The sequence below is a fragment of the Marinospirillum alkalitolerans genome (genome assembly GCF_045055655.1).
GTDB classification, from domain to species: Bacteria; Pseudomonadota; Gammaproteobacteria; order Pseudomonadales; family Halomonadaceae; genus Marinospirillum; species Marinospirillum alkalitolerans.
Map to the genome: position 1 here is coordinate 478,546 of NZ_JBANFI010000001.1, position 16,589 is coordinate 495,134.

At 54.1% G+C, this 16,589-nt stretch carries 13 protein-coding genes; 2 read left to right on the top strand and 11 right to left on the bottom strand.

The features are described from left to right. Window positions 1–33 precede the first annotated feature (33 nt). Window positions 34–2,472, top strand: a complete 2,439-nt coding sequence (gene plsB, locus V6U78_RS02145; RefSeq protein ID WP_405336715.1) for a glycerol-3-phosphate 1-O-acyltransferase PlsB — start codon at window positions 34–36, stop codon at window positions 2,470–2,472. A gap of 87 nt (window positions 2,473–2,559) precedes the next feature. Here plsB and V6U78_RS02150 read toward each other — a convergent pair whose 3' ends face one another. The 11 genes from V6U78_RS02150 to ampD all read right to left on the bottom strand — a co-directional run bounded on the left by V6U78_RS02150 (window position 2,560) and on the right by ampD (window position 15,570). After that, window positions 2,560–3,096: a copper chaperone PCu(A)C gene (locus V6U78_RS02150; RefSeq protein WP_405336717.1), complete on the bottom strand. Its 537-nt coding sequence runs from the start codon at window positions 3,094–3,096 to the stop codon at window positions 2,560–2,562. Window positions 3,097–3,212: 116 nt separating this feature from the next. Continuing rightward, the gene (locus V6U78_RS02155; RefSeq protein ID WP_405336719.1) at window positions 3,213–3,998 is read right to left on the bottom strand and encodes a class I SAM-dependent methyltransferase; all 786 of its coding nucleotides are present in this window, start codon (window positions 3,996–3,998) and stop codon (window positions 3,213–3,215) included. Between the two features lie 16 nt (window positions 3,999–4,014). After that, window positions 4,015–4,269: a hypothetical protein gene (locus V6U78_RS02160; RefSeq protein WP_405336721.1), complete on the bottom strand. Its 255-nt coding sequence runs from the start codon at window positions 4,267–4,269 to the stop codon at window positions 4,015–4,017. Window positions 4,270–4,273: 4 nt separating this feature from the next. Then, window positions 4,274–4,849 carry an acyl-CoA thioesterase gene (locus V6U78_RS02165; RefSeq protein ID WP_405336723.1) on the bottom strand — a complete coding sequence of 192 codons (576 nt, stop codon included), beginning with the start codon at window positions 4,847–4,849 and terminating at the stop codon, window positions 4,274–4,276. 10 nt (window positions 4,850–4,859) lie between these two features. Then, on the bottom strand, window positions 4,860–5,573 hold the full coding sequence (gene tsaB, locus V6U78_RS02170) for a tRNA (adenosine(37)-N6)-threonylcarbamoyltransferase complex dimerization subunit type 1 TsaB (RefSeq protein ID WP_405336725.1): 714 nt from the start codon (window positions 5,571–5,573) through the stop codon (window positions 4,860–4,862). Window positions 5,574–5,743: 170 nt separating this feature from the next. Continuing rightward, the gene (adk, locus tag V6U78_RS02175) at window positions 5,744–6,397 is read right to left on the bottom strand and encodes an adenylate kinase (protein WP_405336727.1); all 654 of its coding nucleotides are present in this window, start codon (window positions 6,395–6,397) and stop codon (window positions 5,744–5,746) included. 487 nt (window positions 6,398–6,884) lie between these two features. After that, window positions 6,885–8,918 carry a methyl-accepting chemotaxis protein gene (locus V6U78_RS02180; RefSeq protein WP_405336729.1) on the bottom strand — a complete coding sequence of 678 codons (2,034 nt, stop codon included), beginning with the start codon at window positions 8,916–8,918 and terminating at the stop codon, window positions 6,885–6,887. A 208-nt stretch (window positions 8,919–9,126) separates the two neighbouring features. Further along, the gene (aceF, locus tag V6U78_RS02185) at window positions 9,127–11,109 is read right to left on the bottom strand and encodes a pyruvate dehydrogenase complex dihydrolipoyllysine-residue acetyltransferase (protein WP_405336731.1); all 1,983 of its coding nucleotides are present in this window, start codon (window positions 11,107–11,109) and stop codon (window positions 9,127–9,129) included. Window positions 11,110–11,196: 87 nt separating this feature from the next. Then, the gene (aceE, locus tag V6U78_RS02190) at window positions 11,197–13,869 is read right to left on the bottom strand and encodes a pyruvate dehydrogenase (acetyl-transferring), homodimeric type (RefSeq protein WP_405336733.1); all 2,673 of its coding nucleotides are present in this window, start codon (window positions 13,867–13,869) and stop codon (window positions 11,197–11,199) included. Window positions 13,870–14,132: 263 nt separating this feature from the next. Then, entirely contained in the window at window positions 14,133–15,014 is an 882-nt protein-coding gene (gene ampE / locus V6U78_RS02195; RefSeq protein ID WP_405336735.1) for a regulatory signaling modulator protein AmpE, read from the bottom strand. Between the two features lies 1 nt (window position 15,015). Then, window positions 15,016–15,570, bottom strand: coding sequence for a 1,6-anhydro-N-acetylmuramyl-L-alanine amidase AmpD (ampD, locus tag V6U78_RS02200; protein ID WP_405336737.1), 555 nt, complete (start codon window positions 15,568–15,570; stop codon window positions 15,016–15,018). A 143-nt stretch (window positions 15,571–15,713) separates the two neighbouring features. Here ampD and nadC point away from each other — a divergent pair, with 143 nt between their 5' ends. Beyond that, window positions 15,714–16,568, top strand: coding sequence for a carboxylating nicotinate-nucleotide diphosphorylase (gene nadC / locus V6U78_RS02205; RefSeq protein WP_405336739.1), 855 nt, complete (start codon window positions 15,714–15,716; stop codon window positions 16,566–16,568). Window positions 16,569–16,589 lie beyond the last annotated feature (21 nt).

The following is a 16,589-nucleotide window of genomic DNA, read 5'->3' on the forward strand; positions in this document are numbered from 1 at the left end:
CATCTTGTTAATTTGAATAGGTTGCCTTTTTTTATGTTATTGAAAAAATTGGTGCTGATGCTCTGGGCACCTTTGGAGTTTTTATTAAGCGCTCTTTTGGCTCGCTGGGTCAAGATGCATTTAACACGCGAGCCCCTGCCCAGCTTGAAGCTTGATCGCCCTTGCTTGTATTTAATGGAAAGAAAAAGCTGGGTGGATCGCCTGGTGTTGAAGCAGCTGATTCAGCAGCAAGGCTGGCCGCGTTTGGCGCGTTTGCAACTTGGACAGCATCAGCTGGATTCGAATCTGCTTTTTTTAGAGCAGAGTCCACCTTGGCGACGGGCATTTCAAGGCGCGCAGCCAACAGAAGATCTACTCCAGGCCTGGCAGATGATGCAGGCACAGCCAGAAACCGAGCTACAGGTGATTCCAGTCAGCTTTTATTGGGGGCGGGCACCACGACGGAGTGAGTCTTTATTTAAGTTGATCACGGCAGACTACTGGTCTGGCGGCGGTCGATTGCACAAGTTTTTTGCGGTGCTGTTTCATGGCCGTCAGCTTTGGGTCGCGGTCGGCTTGCCCTTTCTGGCGCATCAGGTGATGAGTCATGAGCGCTTGATGCAGCAGGGTGCTGAGAAAGCAGCTGAGAAAACTCGGCGTTTGTTGAAACTGTACTTTCGCCGTTCGAGAACGCGCCTGTTGGGGCCAGATTTATCCCATCGTCGCACTTTGAAAAAGGTGATCATGACGACACCCGCCGTGAAGCAGGCTATGGCAGAGGAAGCCGCGCAGACCAGTCCGCGTCAGGCAGAAGAGAAGGCATTAAAGTACATTGATGAGATCGCCTCTAACGTTTCCTACCCTGTTTTATTGCTGCTGGATCGCTTGCTGAATCGCGTGTGGAATCGCATCTATGATGGTGTTCAGGTCACTGGATTGGAGCAGTTTAAGGATCAGGCCGGTCGCTATACGCTGGTCTATCTGCCTTGTCACCGTAGCCATATTGATTATCTTCTTTTGTCCTATGTGCTTTTTCAACAAGGGCTGATGACACCGCATATTGCCGCAGGTGTGAATCTGAATATGCCGGTTATCGGGCCTTTTTTGCGTCGTGGCGGGGCTTTCTTTATGCGGCGCAGTTTTAAGGATCAACCCTTGTATCGTGCCGTTTTTTATGAGTATCTCTATACCCTGTTTTTACAAGGGCATTCGGTGGAGTTCTTTGTTGAAGGAGGGCGCTCGCGCACGGGTCGAACACTCTTGCCCAAGCCGGGATTGCTGGCGCGAACGCTACAGGCACAAGAGCGCGGGACTCAGAAGCCCATGCTGCTGATTCCGATTTATATCGGTTATGAAAAGGTGCTTGAAGGCAGCACTTATCTCAGTGAGCTGCAAGGGCAGCGTAAGAAAAAAGAATCCCCCTTAGATGTGCTGCGTGTCATCAAGCACCTGCGTCAGTCTTTTGGGCGGGTGCAGGTCAACTTTGGCCAGCCGATCGATCTGGATAGCTGGCGGGCATCTCGGGTCGATGAGCAGGCGCTGCCAGCTTTACAGCAGGAGATTGCTGGTCGGATTCAGCAGGCTGCAGGTCTGAATCGAACCAACCTAGTGGCCTTGAGTCTGCTGGCTTGTGAGCATCGCGTGCTGGATGGTGGGCTGATGGAGCAACAGATGCAGCTGCTGGCTGATTTAGCGCAGCGTATGGGTGTGTCCTTGATCCCGGAAGGTCGGCCTAGCGAATGGCTGGCTGCCGCTGAAGCCATGCAGTGGGTTGAGCCGGTGGCCCATCCACTGGGGCAGCTGTATCGCTTGAATGAAACCCAAGCCATTAGCCTGACTTATTATCGCAATAATACGCTGCATCTTTTTGCCCTGCCTTCGCTGATGGCTTTTTTGTTGCTTGAGCAGCCTGCTGTCACCGAGGCCACCTTGCTGTTCCAAGCCAAGATGGTCTATCCGCTGCTGCAAGCCGAGTATTTTCTGCCACCGGCTGAAGAGGAACACGCGTTGGAGCAGTTGACGGCCAGGTTGCGCACCACCTTAGAGCAGCTAGCTGAGCAGAAGTTAGTGGTGTGTGTTGATCAGCTTTGGCAGCGTGCAGAAGAAACCACCTCCGAATTCTCTCAGCTTCAGCTGCTGGGGAATTTGGTTCGTCCGGCGCTAGAGCGCTACTATCTGTTGCTGGCACTGCTGGAGCAACAGGGGAGCGGTCAGCTCAGCGTGGTGGAGTTGATTGAGCGGGCGCAGGAATTTGTTAGTCGTTTAGCGCTGCTGCAAGGCTTGCATTCGCCTGAATATTCCGACCGTCATTTGATTGAGCAGGCGGTGCACCAGTTACTGCTGCTGGGTTGGTTGCGCGAGGATGCGATGCAGCGTTTGACCTTCCCTGATCGGCTGGTTGATCTTTTAAGCCAGGCCCGCCAGCTCTTTGATCCGCAGCTGCGCCTGATTCTGACCCACCTAACCCACTGGCGTCCACGAGAGGTGAGTTAAGTCCAGGAGAGGTGAGTTAAGAGAGTGGCGTAAAAAGCCAGGTTCTGTGGCAAAGAGAGTAACTTCCCTTTGCCACAAGGAGGCCACCTAACGGATCAGTGGATCGGTCATCACGTCATCCAGCCCTTCGCTACGCCGTGTGGGGCGTTGCTGCTGCAAGGGATCGGAGCGCACATCATCCAGTGAGCGATCACCGTAGAGGGTGGTGGGACGCACTCTGACGCGTACTTCTTGGCTGGGTGCATTGGCAAAGTGCAGGCGCAGGTTAAAATGGCGGCCTGCACGCAGAGGCTGATGGAGATCTTCGAGCAGAATAAAGGTGTTGCCGCTATTGAGGGTGACAGGGATGTGCTGCGGGAGTTGCACCTGCGCCAGCTGGATGGGAACCAGCTCATCTTCTGTGGCTTGAAGATGAACGATGCGTGCTGAACCGGCCATGTCCGACTCGATGCCGACCAGACGTTCTGTGCCTGATCCCATTTGTGTTAGCGTCATATAGACTGGGACCTGTGTGACCTGTGCTGGGGCCGCTAAAGACCAGGCCTCAAAAACCTGCACTTCTGCTTGAGCCACTTGCCAGCCACTCAACAGCAGGCCCGCTGCCCATGCCAACTTCTTGTTCATTTTGTTCTCCTAGAATCCAGTCAATGATAAGCCAGCGCTATTTCAGCGGAAATGCATCTAAATAGCTAGTCGACTTAAGCCTGATGGTGATCTAGGTCAGCCCTCAGCCCTCAACCCTAGGCATCCCGAGTGAGCTTTTTCAGGCTGTAAATATCAAAACGATTGGCCTGACCGGTGAGTTCAATCTGCGGTGCGCGTTGCATCAGATAGGGTGCATGGCGCGGTCTTTTGACCACCACGCGATGACTGGCGCAATCCAGTGCCATCTCCAATAGCAGATCGGCATCTTCATCCTGACCAACCAGATGATGGAAAAGGCGCATTTCTTTTTTGACTTGCGCCGATTTTTTGCTAGCAGGGAACATTGGATCAAGATAGATGACTTCTGCTTGGAGATCTTGGCTGAGTTCGGCGAGGCGCTGGCTGGCCTGCCCTTGAAATAAACGCAAGCGCGCCAGGATCGAAGCCAGTTCGGGGTCCTGGTGTGCGCTGGCACGTTGGTAGGCATCTTGTCCCAAGGCGGCGACCCAAGGATGGCGCTCCAGCGCCCAGACCTCGGCACCTAAACTGGCGAGCACAAAAGCATCACTGAGCAGACCGGCTGTCGCATCGAGAATGCGCGGCGAGATCCCTGCTTTGAGGCCGCACGCCTTGGCGACAGCTTGGCCCCGCCCACCACCAAATTGACGCCGATGAGCTAAGCGCCCGCCGACCAAATCTACTTGCACTGGGGCCACCTTGGGCTCTTCCGCCAAGGCCAAGCCTAAGCCCTGTGTATTGACCAATAGATAGCAGCCCTGTGTAGGTGGCGTATCACTCAGGGTGAGTTGAAGCTGTTCTGCCCAGGCTTGTGCCTGCTGGCGTTGCTGTGGATCAGCAAGATAGAGAAGGCTGTGCGTCACGCGGGTTCCGTTCAGGCTAGATGTAGAGGTCAATCTGGGATGGGCGCTGACCGCCATGGGCGACCGCCCAATAGAGCATCAGCGCCTTACGAGTGTGCAGATGGGCATCTTCCCAATTGGGCGCGCTCTCACTGGCCGCCAGATATTCCCCAGCCAGACTGGCCGTCGATGCCTGAGGTGCCTCGATGGAGGGCGTCAGGCTGCGCGCAGGTCGGCGAGCCTGAGGGCGAATCGCTGTGGGTGCAGGAAGATGGCGTGGAATCTGCATCATGCTTTTAGTCTGCTTGCGGCTCGACCAGCAGCTGACAGCGTTCACCAGCCACTTCGGCCAGCAAGCGCTCTTGATTCAGCTCTTGGCGTAGCTGGTTGATTTCACGGTGGTGCTGGCGCTTGAGCTGGCGGCGTAACTTACCCATGACAAAGCGCTGAATCTGCTGCTCGGTTTCAAGAATCAGTCCAGGAACGGCTGTCGGTTGGCGGGTTTCTTCATCGACTGCCACCATCGTGAAGTAAGAGGTGTTGGTGTGCTTGACGATATCCTGTTTGAAATCTTCAGAGATCACCTTGATGCCCACTTCCATCGAGCTGTGCCCAACATAGTTGACTGAGGCAAAGAGGGTGAGCAGCTCACCTACCTCGACGGGATTCATAAAATCCACTGAGTCGACTGAGGCCGTCACGCAATAGCTTTTGGCATGGCTGGCGGCGCAGGTATAGGCGATCTTATCCATTAAAGACAGAATCACACCGCCATGCACCTTGCCGCCAAAATTGGCATAAGAAGGCACCATCAGTTCTTTTAAAATGATTTGTGAAGCAGAAACAGTTTTGTAGTGGTGAGCAGAAGACATAGCTTGGCGCTTAACCTTGTTGAAGAGGAACGGGTTGCTGCGTGGCGGGTTGATGCGTCACTTGATTACGCAAATAAGTGGGTTCGATCTCAGCCGCAGAGCACCAGCGCTGAGCTGCCCAATCCTGTAAAGCAAGGGGGAGCATGGCAGCGGCACTGGGCAGCACATCGCTTTTGACCTGTTGAATGGCTTGGCGCGTGAGGGCAGGAAAGCGCGCTTCAAACAGGCCGCCTGATCCCACCACCAGCCAATCTTCGCCCATCTTAGGCTCGACGAGCAGGGCCTCAGGCGCGCTCAATTGCTCCTCCGTCAGCGAGATTAACTGGCCTTGCTGAACTTGATACACCGCCCAATAGATTTCATCCATGCGTGCATCAAGACAGCTGATCAAGCGTGTGGCATAACAATCCTGATGCGCTTGCCAAGCTTGAGCGGCGAGCGTTGAGATGGGCAGCACGGGGAGATCGAGTGCCAGTGCGAGCCCTTGGGTGGTCGCAGCGGCAATTCTCAGGCCGGTAAAAGAGCCAGGGCCACGGCCAAAAACTAAACCGTCGAGATCACTCATGCTGAGCTGAGCTTCAGCCAGTAGGGCTTGGATTTGGGGCAAAATCAGCTGGGCATGTTGACGGGGAGCCAAGCGCGTTTCTTCTAAGAGCTGGCCTTGGTGCCAAAGCGCGACAGAAGAAGCCTCAGAGGAAGTATCAAGAGCGAGTAGGGAAGGCATGAATAAAACCTGATCTGTGAGTCAGGCGGCATGATAACAGGAAAAAAAGCCAAGCGAGAAGTGAACTCCTTCTATTGTCTCGCCAGCATGACACTATGAGCCAGCATGCTGGATGGCTGACTCGGGATGTGTGCAAGGGCACGCCTCTCGCAGGCGCACCCTGCATCCACTTAGCTCAGTGCTTGGAGCACTTGCTGACGGATGTCATCAACACTGCCCACGCCTTCAACGCGAGTATAAGCAGGCGCTGCAGCGGCATCCTGCTGTGCCCAGGCTTGGTAGTACTCAACCAGAGGCGCTGTTTGGTCATGGTAGACGGCCAGACGGTGGCGCACGGTGGCTTCGTTATCATCTTCACGTTGAATCAGATCTTCGCCTGTCACGTCATCCTTGCCTTCAACCTTGGGTGGGTTGTAAACCAAGTGGTAGGTACGGCCTGAGGCAGGATGCACACGGCGGCCAGACATCCGCTTGACGATTTCCTCATCTTCAACGGCAATTTCAATCACATGATCCAGCTTGACACCGGCTTCTTTCATCGCATCAGCCTGAGGAATGGTGCGGGGAAAGCCATCAAATAAAAAGCCCTTGGCACAATCTGCCTCAGCGATGCGATCTTTGACGAGGCCGATAATGATATCGTCAGACACCAGACCACCTGAGTTCATGATTTCTTTTGCTTTCAATCCCATCGGCGTGCCTGCTTTAACGGCAGCGCGGAGCATGTCACCAGTAGAAATTTGCGGGATACCAAAGTGTTCACAAATAAATTGGGCTTGTGTCCCCTTACCGGCACCGGGTGCTCCTAAAAGAATTAAACGCATCTGCTGCTCCTTTACTCAGTTTATTTTAGTGAAGAAGACACTGTCGGGCTCAGATCCTGGGTGCATGGGCCAAACTGCTTCGCTGCACAAGAGCGCTGGAGTCTGGCCTGAGGGCACCGCAGAAAAACTGAGCGCAATACAGAGCCTCTGAAGAGAATACTGGTGTTTTCTTGATCATTGAGCGCGAAGCGCTTGTGATAGAAAGCCCAAACCTTGGGGATGAAGAGAGAAGGCCAAAGGGGTTCCTGCTATGGCGGTTCATGTTGATATCTAAGAAGCCTCTGATTAACTATTGCGCTGGGTGATGCTGCGTTGAAATTGGCCTGACCTGCGCTCATGACGTTAATCAGAGGCCTCCTAAGTAATCAATAGTGACTGCAAAAAGTCATGCTCTTCATCAGGCTATCCTTAGCGCTTCGCAGACAATACAGGGAGTCCCCGATGCTGACAAGCACCAAGGACTCATACCTAAGGTGGGGGTGGTGCCCTAAGGCACCTTAAATGCACTGATGGCCTGCTGAAGTTTTTGCGTGGTTTCAGTCAGTGCATGGCTGGCCGCAGCAGTGGCTTCTGCCCCTTGCGCAGCTTGATCACTACCTTCGCGAATGGTTTGCACACTGAGATGAATCTCATGCGAAACCTGTGATTGCTGCTCAGCGGAAGAAGCGATCTGCTGGCTTTGATGATCGATATCGAGCATGGCATCCAGGATTTTTTGCAGGCTGGATTGGACGGCCTCAGATTGCTCGCTGGTTTGCTGTGCACGCTGGTGCCCGAGGGTGATATGCTCGACAACACCATCGACCACCTGGTGCAGATCGCTGATCATATCAGCAATACTGTGGGTGGATTCTTGGGTGCGGCTCGCCAAGGAACGTACTTCGTCAGCCACGACAGCAAAGCCGCGACCTTGCTCACCCGCCCGCGCGGCTTCGATGGCGGCATTCAGCGCCAGCAGGTTGGTTTGCTCAGCAATGGCGCGAATCACCTCCAGTGCCTCACCGATACGCTGGCTACGTTCGACCAGCTCTTGGCCTGACTGGGCCGCATCAACCAGGGTGGCACTGAGGCGTTGCATTCGTTCTTGCATCGAAGTGACCACTTCCTTACCTTGCTCGACCTGCTCACGTCCATGCGCGGATGCCTGTGCGGCAGAGGCGGCATAGCTGGCCACTTCTTCTGCGCTGGTTTTCATCTCCTGCATCGATGACGAGACACTTTCAGTCTGAGCCTGCTGGTTGCCACTGGTCAGCTGGGCCTGTTCGGCATGGCTGGCCACACCCTGTGCCTGCGCATTGACCTGCTGGGCACTGGCGGCCACGGTAGAGACCAGGCTGCGCATTTTTTCTGTCATGCCAGCAAAGGCTTCGGTCAGAATGCCCATTTCATCATCTGTGGTCTTGTGCGGGGTGATGGTCAAATCCCCCTGTGCCAGAGCCTGCACATGATTCAAAAGCTGATTCATGTTTTCATGCATCGAAACATAAAAGCAGGTATAGAGATAAGCGATCACCAGCAGCTGTAAGCTCAGCAATAAAGCCATCCAGATCAGCGCTCGGCGCTGCTCTTGCTCGGCTATGGCCAGTTCAGCATCACTGAGTGCCAAGAAACGATGTCCCAGATCACGCAGCTGATCCTTGTTACCTTGGCTGGCGAGTAGGAAATCTTGCCAGGCACCATCCAGACTCACGGAGAAGATGATGTCGTCTTCTAGGCTCATCTGAAAGGCCTCAAGCTGAGCCTTGATGTCATCATCGATGCCAGTCAGTGCGCTGCTGAGATGTGGTGTGCGTTGGGCCATGGTATGCAGGTGAAAGTGCCATTGACGTTGCACCTGGTGCAGATGATCGACCAGCGCCTCCAGCTCGTTGCTGCTTCGTGAATCCATAAACTCTTGTAGCAGAACGTGCAGAGCATAGGCTTGACCAAGAGAAAGATCCTGCAAGGTATCAGGCAGCTTAACGTTCAAGACGAACTGCATAAACTGTACTTCAGCGCGCGGATCTTGCATCAGATCACTGCTTTGGCGCAGAGCCTGTAAAAGTTGATAGGTGTTCAGAATCAAGGGTTGGTAATGACTGAGCGTGAGGCCAAGATGGCCCAGTCGCCCTTGGGGCAAAAAAAGACCTTCAGCCTGTTCTTGCAGCTCATTGAGACTGGTTAGTAGCTGTGGATCATCCAGTACCGCTGCGGCTTGTTGGAGGCTATCCAGCTGCTGACGCCAGTTTTGTATCGCCTGTTCACGCAAGCGAGTCAACTCTGAGGACTCGTGGTTTTCAAGCAGTGCGGTCATTAACTGAAACTCTTCACTGCTACGTGCAAGATCGAGTGTTTGACCCTGTAGCTGCAAGCCGGTGCGCTCCTTGCGAATTTGGAGTAGATCGTTCCACAAATTATGGATATGCCAGCCACTGAGCAGCAACATGGGGAGTAAGAAGAGTAAAGCAATGACGGTGAACTTGGCAAAGTAGGCCAAACGGTTCATCAGCGCCATACCTGGCTTGAAGATGGTTTTGAACATAGGTGGGTCCTCTTGGCTACCCTTTGTTTTTATTAGTGAGAGCGATTCCTAAATCATCTGCATCTGCCTACCTTAGCTGAATAGGATAAAAAATCAAACAAATGTTTGATGTTGATTGTGGCTGCTTGCAACGTCGCCAAGGTGACACATAAAAAACCCCAAGGCGAGCTTGGGGTTTGATCTGTATCGGCTATCGCGCTGACCTAGATTAGAGCAGCATGCGGCGGATATCCGCCAGCACCTGAGACAGGAAGCTGGTGAAGCGTGCCGCATCCGCACCGTTAATCGCGCGGTGATCATAAGACAGAGACAACGGCAGCATCAGACGGGGCTGGAAAACCTTGCCGTCCCAGACAGGCTGGATGCTGGCCTTAGATACGCCCAGAATCGCCACTTCAGGTGCATTGACGATGGGTGTGAAGGCGGTTCCTCCGATCGAGCCCAAAGAAGAGATAGTAAAGCAGCTGCCTTTCATATCTTCGCCTTTAAGCTGTTTTTTCTGCGCGCGTGCACCTAAATCAGCGGTTTCGCGTGCGAGCTGGTAAACACTCTTTTTGTTGGCATCCTTGACCACTGCCACCAGCAGGCCATCGGGTGTATCAACGGCAAAGCCGATGTTGATGTACTTCTTCCAGATCAGTGTATCGCCTTCAGCACCTAAGGAAACGTTAAACTGCGGGAAGGTTTCCAGTGCCAGAGCGCAGGCTTTGATGATAAAGGGCAGCGGCGTCAGCTTCGCGCCTTGCTTCTCGGCTTCTGCTTTGATGCTTTTGCGGAAATCTTCCAGCTCGGTGATATCGGCCTGATCGAACTGAGTGACGTGAGGCACATTCAGCCAAGAGCGATGCAGGTTCACGGCACCAGCCTTGAGCAGGCGTCCCATGGGTTTTTCTTCGATCTCGCCAAATTGGCTGAAATCCTGTACGGGAACAGGCGGAATGCCCGCGCCGCTACTGGCAGCTGTGCTCGGTGTCGTCGAGCGTGGCTGCTGAAGAATGGCCTTCACATAGTTCTGAACGTCTTCTTTGAGGATGCGTCCACGTGGGCCTGTGGCGGGTACCAGACTGAGATCGACACCAAATTCACGCGCAAGTAAGCGAACAGCTGGACCAGCATGGACCTTGCCTGAGCTGGCAGGCTGGCTTGCCTTTGGAGCCGCCGGACTAGTGGCTGCCGGCGCGGCGATGGGTGCACTGGCTTGTGGCGCACTGGTTTGCGCTGCACTGGATTGAGAGGCACTGGCTGCGACTGGCGCTGGATTGGCACTGGATTGCGTGCGCAGGATGGCGATCAGATCACCTTCCGAGACCTTGTCGCCGACCTTGACTTTTAGCTCCAGCAGCTCACCGGCAAAGGGTGCAGGAATGTCCATGGTGGCCTTATCGGTTTCCAGTGTGATCAGCGGTGCGTCTTCAGCCAGTTGATCGCCGATTTGGGCGGCCAGCTCGATAATCTCAACCTGACTATGCCCACCTAAATCAGGGACGCGGACCTCTTGCTCACGTGGGGCGCTGGTCACGGGGGCAGCAGGTGCGCTGGGAGCGATCTCTGCAGGTGCTGGCGCGCTGTTGGAGCTGATCGTCGCAGAAGCGCTGCTATCCGCTGTGAGCAGATAAGCAATCAGATCGCCTTCTGAAACCTTATCGCCTTCTTTCACCAGCAGTTCTACAAGCTCACCGGCGACTGGGGCGGGAATATCCATCGTCGCCTTGTCGGTTTCCAAAGTCAGCAAGGTGTCTTCGGCTTGCAGCTGATCACCCACCTTGGCCGGCAGTTCGATGATCTCTACCTGAGCATGACCACCCAGATCGGGCACATAGATGGCTTGGCGTTGTTGGCTGACTGTGGCTGAGCTGACCTCAGCTGGCGCAGGGGCTGGTGCAACAGGTGCAGTCGCTGTGCTTTCTGCTTTGGCAGCAGTTGGCTGTTCAGTGGCGCTGGAGGCCGCTTCGCCCTCGGTTTCGATCTCAATAATCTGAACACCTTGGCTGACCTTATCGCCTTCTTGTACCAAAAGGCGTGTAATGCGGCCGCTCATTGGGCTGGGGATATCCATGCTGGCTTTATCGGATTCCAGCACCAGTAGCGTGTCTTCTGCTTGGACGCTATCGCCCACTGCGACACTGATCTCGATGACTTCGACATCTTCGCTGCCGCCGATATCGGGAACTTGGATAATGTGTTTACTCAAGGTTGTGCTCCTTTTGTTCATTCAGCGGATGCTCTCTCGATCGCCTCACCCTCAATAATAGAGGGCGAGGGCTGCTGTAACGTGCAGTTAGCAGAAGAGAGGATCACATTTGTTCGCATCGATACCGTACTTTTCCATCGCCTGGGTGACGGTCTTCGCGGGGAGTTCACCGCGATCAGCCAAAGCCTTCAGGGCGGCAATCACAACAAAGTAGCGGTCGACTTCAAAGAAGTGGCGCAGTTTTTCGCGTGTATCGGAGCGGCCGTAGCCATCTGTGCCCAGCACCTTGTAATCCATCGGTACCCAAGCACGTACCTGATCAGCAAACAGCTTCATATAGTCTGTGGCGGCAATGGCTGGGCCTTGACGTCCTTGAAGCAGTTGAGTGATATAGGGCAGGCGTGCTTCTTCTTCAGGGTGCAGGAAGTTGTGGCGCTCAACGGATAAGGCCTCACGGCGTAGCTCGTTAAAGCTGGTCGCGCTCCAGATATCGGCTTCAATATCAAAGTCTTGCTTGAGTAGCTCAGCAGCAGCCTCGACTTCACGCAAGATGGTGCCTGAACCTAGCAGCTGCACCTTGTGCTTGGCGGTACCGCCTTCTTTCAACAGATACATGCCTTTGATGATCTGCTCGGCCACTTCGGGACGCTGCGGCATTTCAGGGTGAGCATAGTTCTCGTTCATGACCGTCAGATAATAGAAGCAGTTTTCTTTATCTGCGTACATGCGCTTCAGACCATCTTGAATGATCACGGCCAGCTCATAGCTATAGGTTGGATCATAGGTGCGGCAGTTGGGAATGGTTGCCGCCATCAAGTGGCTGTGACCGTCTTGGTGCTGCAGACCTTCACCGTTCAGTGTGGTGCGTCCTGCTGTGCCGCCCACCAAGAAACCGCGTGCCTGCAAATCACCGGCGGCCCAGGCCAGATCACCAATACGCTGGAAGCCAAACATCGAGTAGTAGATGTAGAAGGGCACCAGTGGGTAGTTGTGGTTGCTATAGCTGGTTGCGGCAGCCACCCAAGCTGACATGGCGCCGGCTTCAGTAATGCCTTCTTCGAGGATCTGGCCTTTTTTATCCTCGCGGTAGAACATGATCTGGTTTGAATCTTCCGGCTTGTACTTCTGCCCTTCTGAGGTGTAGATCCCCAGCTGGCGGAACATGCCTTCCATACCAAAGGTCCGGGCTTCATCCGGTACGATGGGCACAATGCGCTCACCTATGGCCTTGTCTTTGGTCAGGCCAGTCAGAATACGCACAAAGGCCATCGTGGACGAGATCTCGCGTCCTTTGGAGCCTTGCAGCATGGCTTCATAGATCTTGTCATCCAGTGCTGGCGCGGGCAGGGCTTCGAAATCAGCACGACGCGCAGGCAGATAACCGTTCAATCCTTCACGAGTGCGGCGCATATAGCGCATTTCGGGGCTGTCTTCAGCAGGCTTGTAGAAGGGCACCTGCTCCAGCTCTTCATCGCTTAACGGAATGCCAAAGCGATCACGGAATTTTTTCAGCGTCTCGATTTGCAAAGATTTGACTGAGTGGGTGTCATTTTTCGCCTCGCCATCTTCGCCTGTACCATAGCCCTTCACGGTATGCGCCAGAATCACGGTGGGACGACCATTAGCGTTATGGACCGCTTCATGGTAGGCCGCGTAGACCTTATAGGGATCATGGCCGCCACGGTTCAGACCGTAGATATCTTCATCGGTCAGGTCTTTGACCATCTCTTTCAGTTCTGGATTGGCACCAAAAAAGTGTTCACGCGTATAGGCGCCGCCATTGGCCTTGTAGTTTTGGTATTCACCATCCACCACCTCGTCCATGCGTTTTTGCATCAGGCCTTTGGTGTCTTTTTCAAACAGAGGGTCCCAATGACGACCCCAGACCACCTTGATGACATTCCAGCCAGCGCCACGGAAGACGCCTTCCAGCTCATCCATAATGCGGCCGTTGCCACGAACTGGGCCATCCAGCCGCTGCAGGTTACAGTTGATGACGAAAATCAGATTGTCCAGCTTCTCGCGTCCTGCCAGTGAGATCGCGCCCAAAGATTCTGGCTCATCACACTCACCATCACCCATATAGCACCAGACCTTACGATCGTGCATCGGCTTGAGTTCGCGTGAATCCAGATACTTCATCACGTGGGCTTGATAGATGGCTTGAATCGGCCCCAGGCCCATGGAAACGGTAGGGAACTGCCAGAACTCAGGCATTAACCAAGGGTGAGGATAGGAAGAAACCCCCTTGCCATCGACTTCCTGGCGGAAGTGATTGAGTTGGTCTTCTGTCAGGCGGCCTTCGAGAAAGGCGCGTGCGTAAACACCAGGTGCACCGTGGCCTTGGAAATAAACCAGATCACCTTCGAAATCATCTTTGGGCGCGCGGAAGAAGTAGTTAAAGCCGACATCATAGAGGGTGGCGCTCGACATAAAGCTCGAAATATGGCCGCCAATCCCCGGATTTTTCTTGTTGGCCCGCATCACCATCGCCATCGCATTCCAGCGAATCAGGGAGCGAATGCGGCGCTCCATAAAGAGATCGCCAGGCATTCTGGCTTCACGGTGCACGGGGATCGTATTGCGGTGCGGGGTGGTAATCGAAAAAGGGAGCTGCGAGCCATCGCGACGCATCCGGTCAGCGAGTTGGGTCAGTAAGTATTTGGCGCGCGCTTCACCTTCATGAGTGAGCACCGAATCCAGGGCCTCAAGCCACTCTTGGGTTTCCATTGGATCCAGGTCTTTAACCTCCTGATTCATATAACTTCTCCGCTTGCGTTGTTGTCAGTAAGAAAGGGTATGTAGCCGAACTACATTCAGTCTTGCTTTTCGAGCTGGTAGAGCGAGTCAGTCAGCCAAGATAGGCCAGCACTGACCCGGAAAAATTGTCCTGCACAAGAGTGGTCTTGTTGCGCTGCAGCAGATCTGGCTTGGCTTGCAGCGCTTCTTGGTGTTGTTATTCAGTTTTGTAATTTTACTACAAAAAAGGCCAAAGAAAAGCCTTAAGTAGCAAAACCGACCAGTTACGACCAAAGGATAACGCTGAGCGCGAAGACTGCAACCCAGATGATCAGGGCGCGCCAGAGCTGCTCTTTGAGGAGTGCCAGCTCTTGGTCTGCCTCAGGTGTCATCATTTCTGGCCGTTGCTGATAACAGGCCGCAGCTTCGCTGAGATGACCGCAGGCGGTGATCAATTGACGATTCAGAAAAGTCTCGCTCTCAAGTTGCACCTTGAATAGATCGCGGCTCCATTGGCGCAAGCCCAGCAGTGGGCGACCAGCTAAAGCAAAGGTCAGGCCGAGCAGACGCGAAGCGGGCCATTCGAGCAGAAAGTGAAAGTGTTCTATCGCTGGATCGACATCCTGATAAGCCTGCCGCGCATGATACAGAGCACGCTCGCTGAGTCTGACCAGCAGTGCACCCAGTGGGCCAAGAAGCAGGAACCAGAAGATCACCATAAACAAGCGATCAAATGCCAGATAGGTCAGCTTGGCGAGAACCTGAGCATGTACTTGGGTGGCACTTTCTTCATTGCAAGGGCGTTCGAGGAGTTCTTCGGCATAGTAGTAGGCTGCTTGATGGTCTCCTTGACGCCAAGCAATCATATAGCGCTGAATCCATTTTTGTTCATTGCGCCGCCCAAGGGCATAGTAGAGCACGGCAAGATTCACCAGCAGTGCAGGCACACCGGCCAACCAGCCATCCAGCCACCAGAGTACAAGCCAGATGGTGAGTAACCAAAAGATCACGGCAGTGAGAAAGGGGGCGGTGGCGCCAAGATGACTTTTCCAGATCTGGGCACTCCAGCGATGAAAGGCGCGATAAGCGCGATCAAGGCCATGATGTACCCCTTGATTGGGGAGCTTTTGCAAAAGCAGTACCACTAAAAGGGCAAAAAACTTCATCCTATCCGTCCTGTGTGGAGGCCAGCTGAGACAAAAAGTATGGCCAGTCAAAAGCTGGGCCAGGATCTGTTTTGCGCTCAGGGGCGATCTGTTGATGACCGACGATGCGTTGCGTTGTGATCTCTGGATAAGTCTGCATCAGACTCAGCGTGACGGCAATCAGCTGTCGATACTGCGCCTCAGTGTAGGGTTGATGATCCGAACCTTCAAGCTCAATGCCGATGGAGAAATCATTACATTGTTCACGTCCTTCAAAGACCGAGCGTCCAGCATGCCAGGCACGCTGATCAAATCCGACAAATTGGATGATCTGTCCAGTACGGCGGATCAGCAGATGGGCAGAGACTTCTAAGCCTTCTAACTGGGCAAAATAGGGGTGCTGGCTGGTGTCGAGCTGGCCAGTGAACAGGGCCTCGATCCAAGGGCCGCCATAGGTTGTGGGCGGCAAAGCAATATTGTGGATCACCAGCACACTGATCTCTTGCTGTGGGCGGGCATTGAAAAAGGGTGAAGGGCGAGCTTGGGCGCAGCTCAGCCAGTGATCAACTATCTGCATAAAACAGCGCCTCCTCGACGTGTGTGCCTCTTTAGACCAAAAAAGAAGTTTTGCAATAAAATGCGCCTTTAAGCCAGATGAACTCTTATAATAGCGCGCAGATCAATACAGACTTTACCAAACTGCCAGCTTTGGGAGAACTTATGTCCTTTGAATTACCCTTGCCACTTGCTGATCAACTTGCCGATCAGGTTCGTCTTGCGCTTGCAGAAGATGTGGGTTCAGGCGATCTCACTGCCCAGTTGATTCCGGCCACGACCCAAGCTCGCGCGCAGGTGATCACACGTCAGGCCGGTGTGTTTTGCGGTGGCCCTTGGGTTGAAGAGGTTTTTCGTCAGCTCGATCCACAAGTGCGGGTGACCTTACTGGTCGCCGAAGGTGAGCCGATTGCACCCAATCAGGTGCTCTTTACGCTGGAAGGCGCGGCTCGATCACTGTTGACTGGAGAGCGCAGCGCATTAAATTTTGTGCAGTTGCTGGCCGGTGTTGCCAGTCGCTGTCACCAGTATGCTGCCTTAGTGGCCCATACTTCTGTGCAGCTGCTGGATACGCGCAAAACCTTGCCAGGTTTGCGTTTGGCGCAAAAATACGCGGTGACTTGTGGTGGCTGCTTTAATCATCGCATTGGCTTGTATGATGCTTATTTGATTAAAGAAAATCATATTGCCGCCGCTGGCAGTCTGACTCAGGCCGTTACCGAAGCGCGCCGTCTGGCACCGGGCAAGCTGGTGGAGGTTGAGGTCGAGAATTTTGCCGAGCTGGAAGAAGCCCTGGCTGCCGCGGCTGACATCATCATGCTGGATGAGTTTGATTTGCAGCAGACGCGCGCTGCCGTTGCCTTGAATGCTGGGCGAGCCAAGCTAGAAGCCAGTGGCGGTATTGATCAGCATAATCTGGTGGCGGTAGCCGAGACAGGCGTAGATTATATCTCCCTCGGTACCCTGACTAAGGATGTGCAGAGTCTGGATCTCTCGATGCGCCTTGGCGGCGCTGAATGAGCACTGCTGACGTGGACCTCT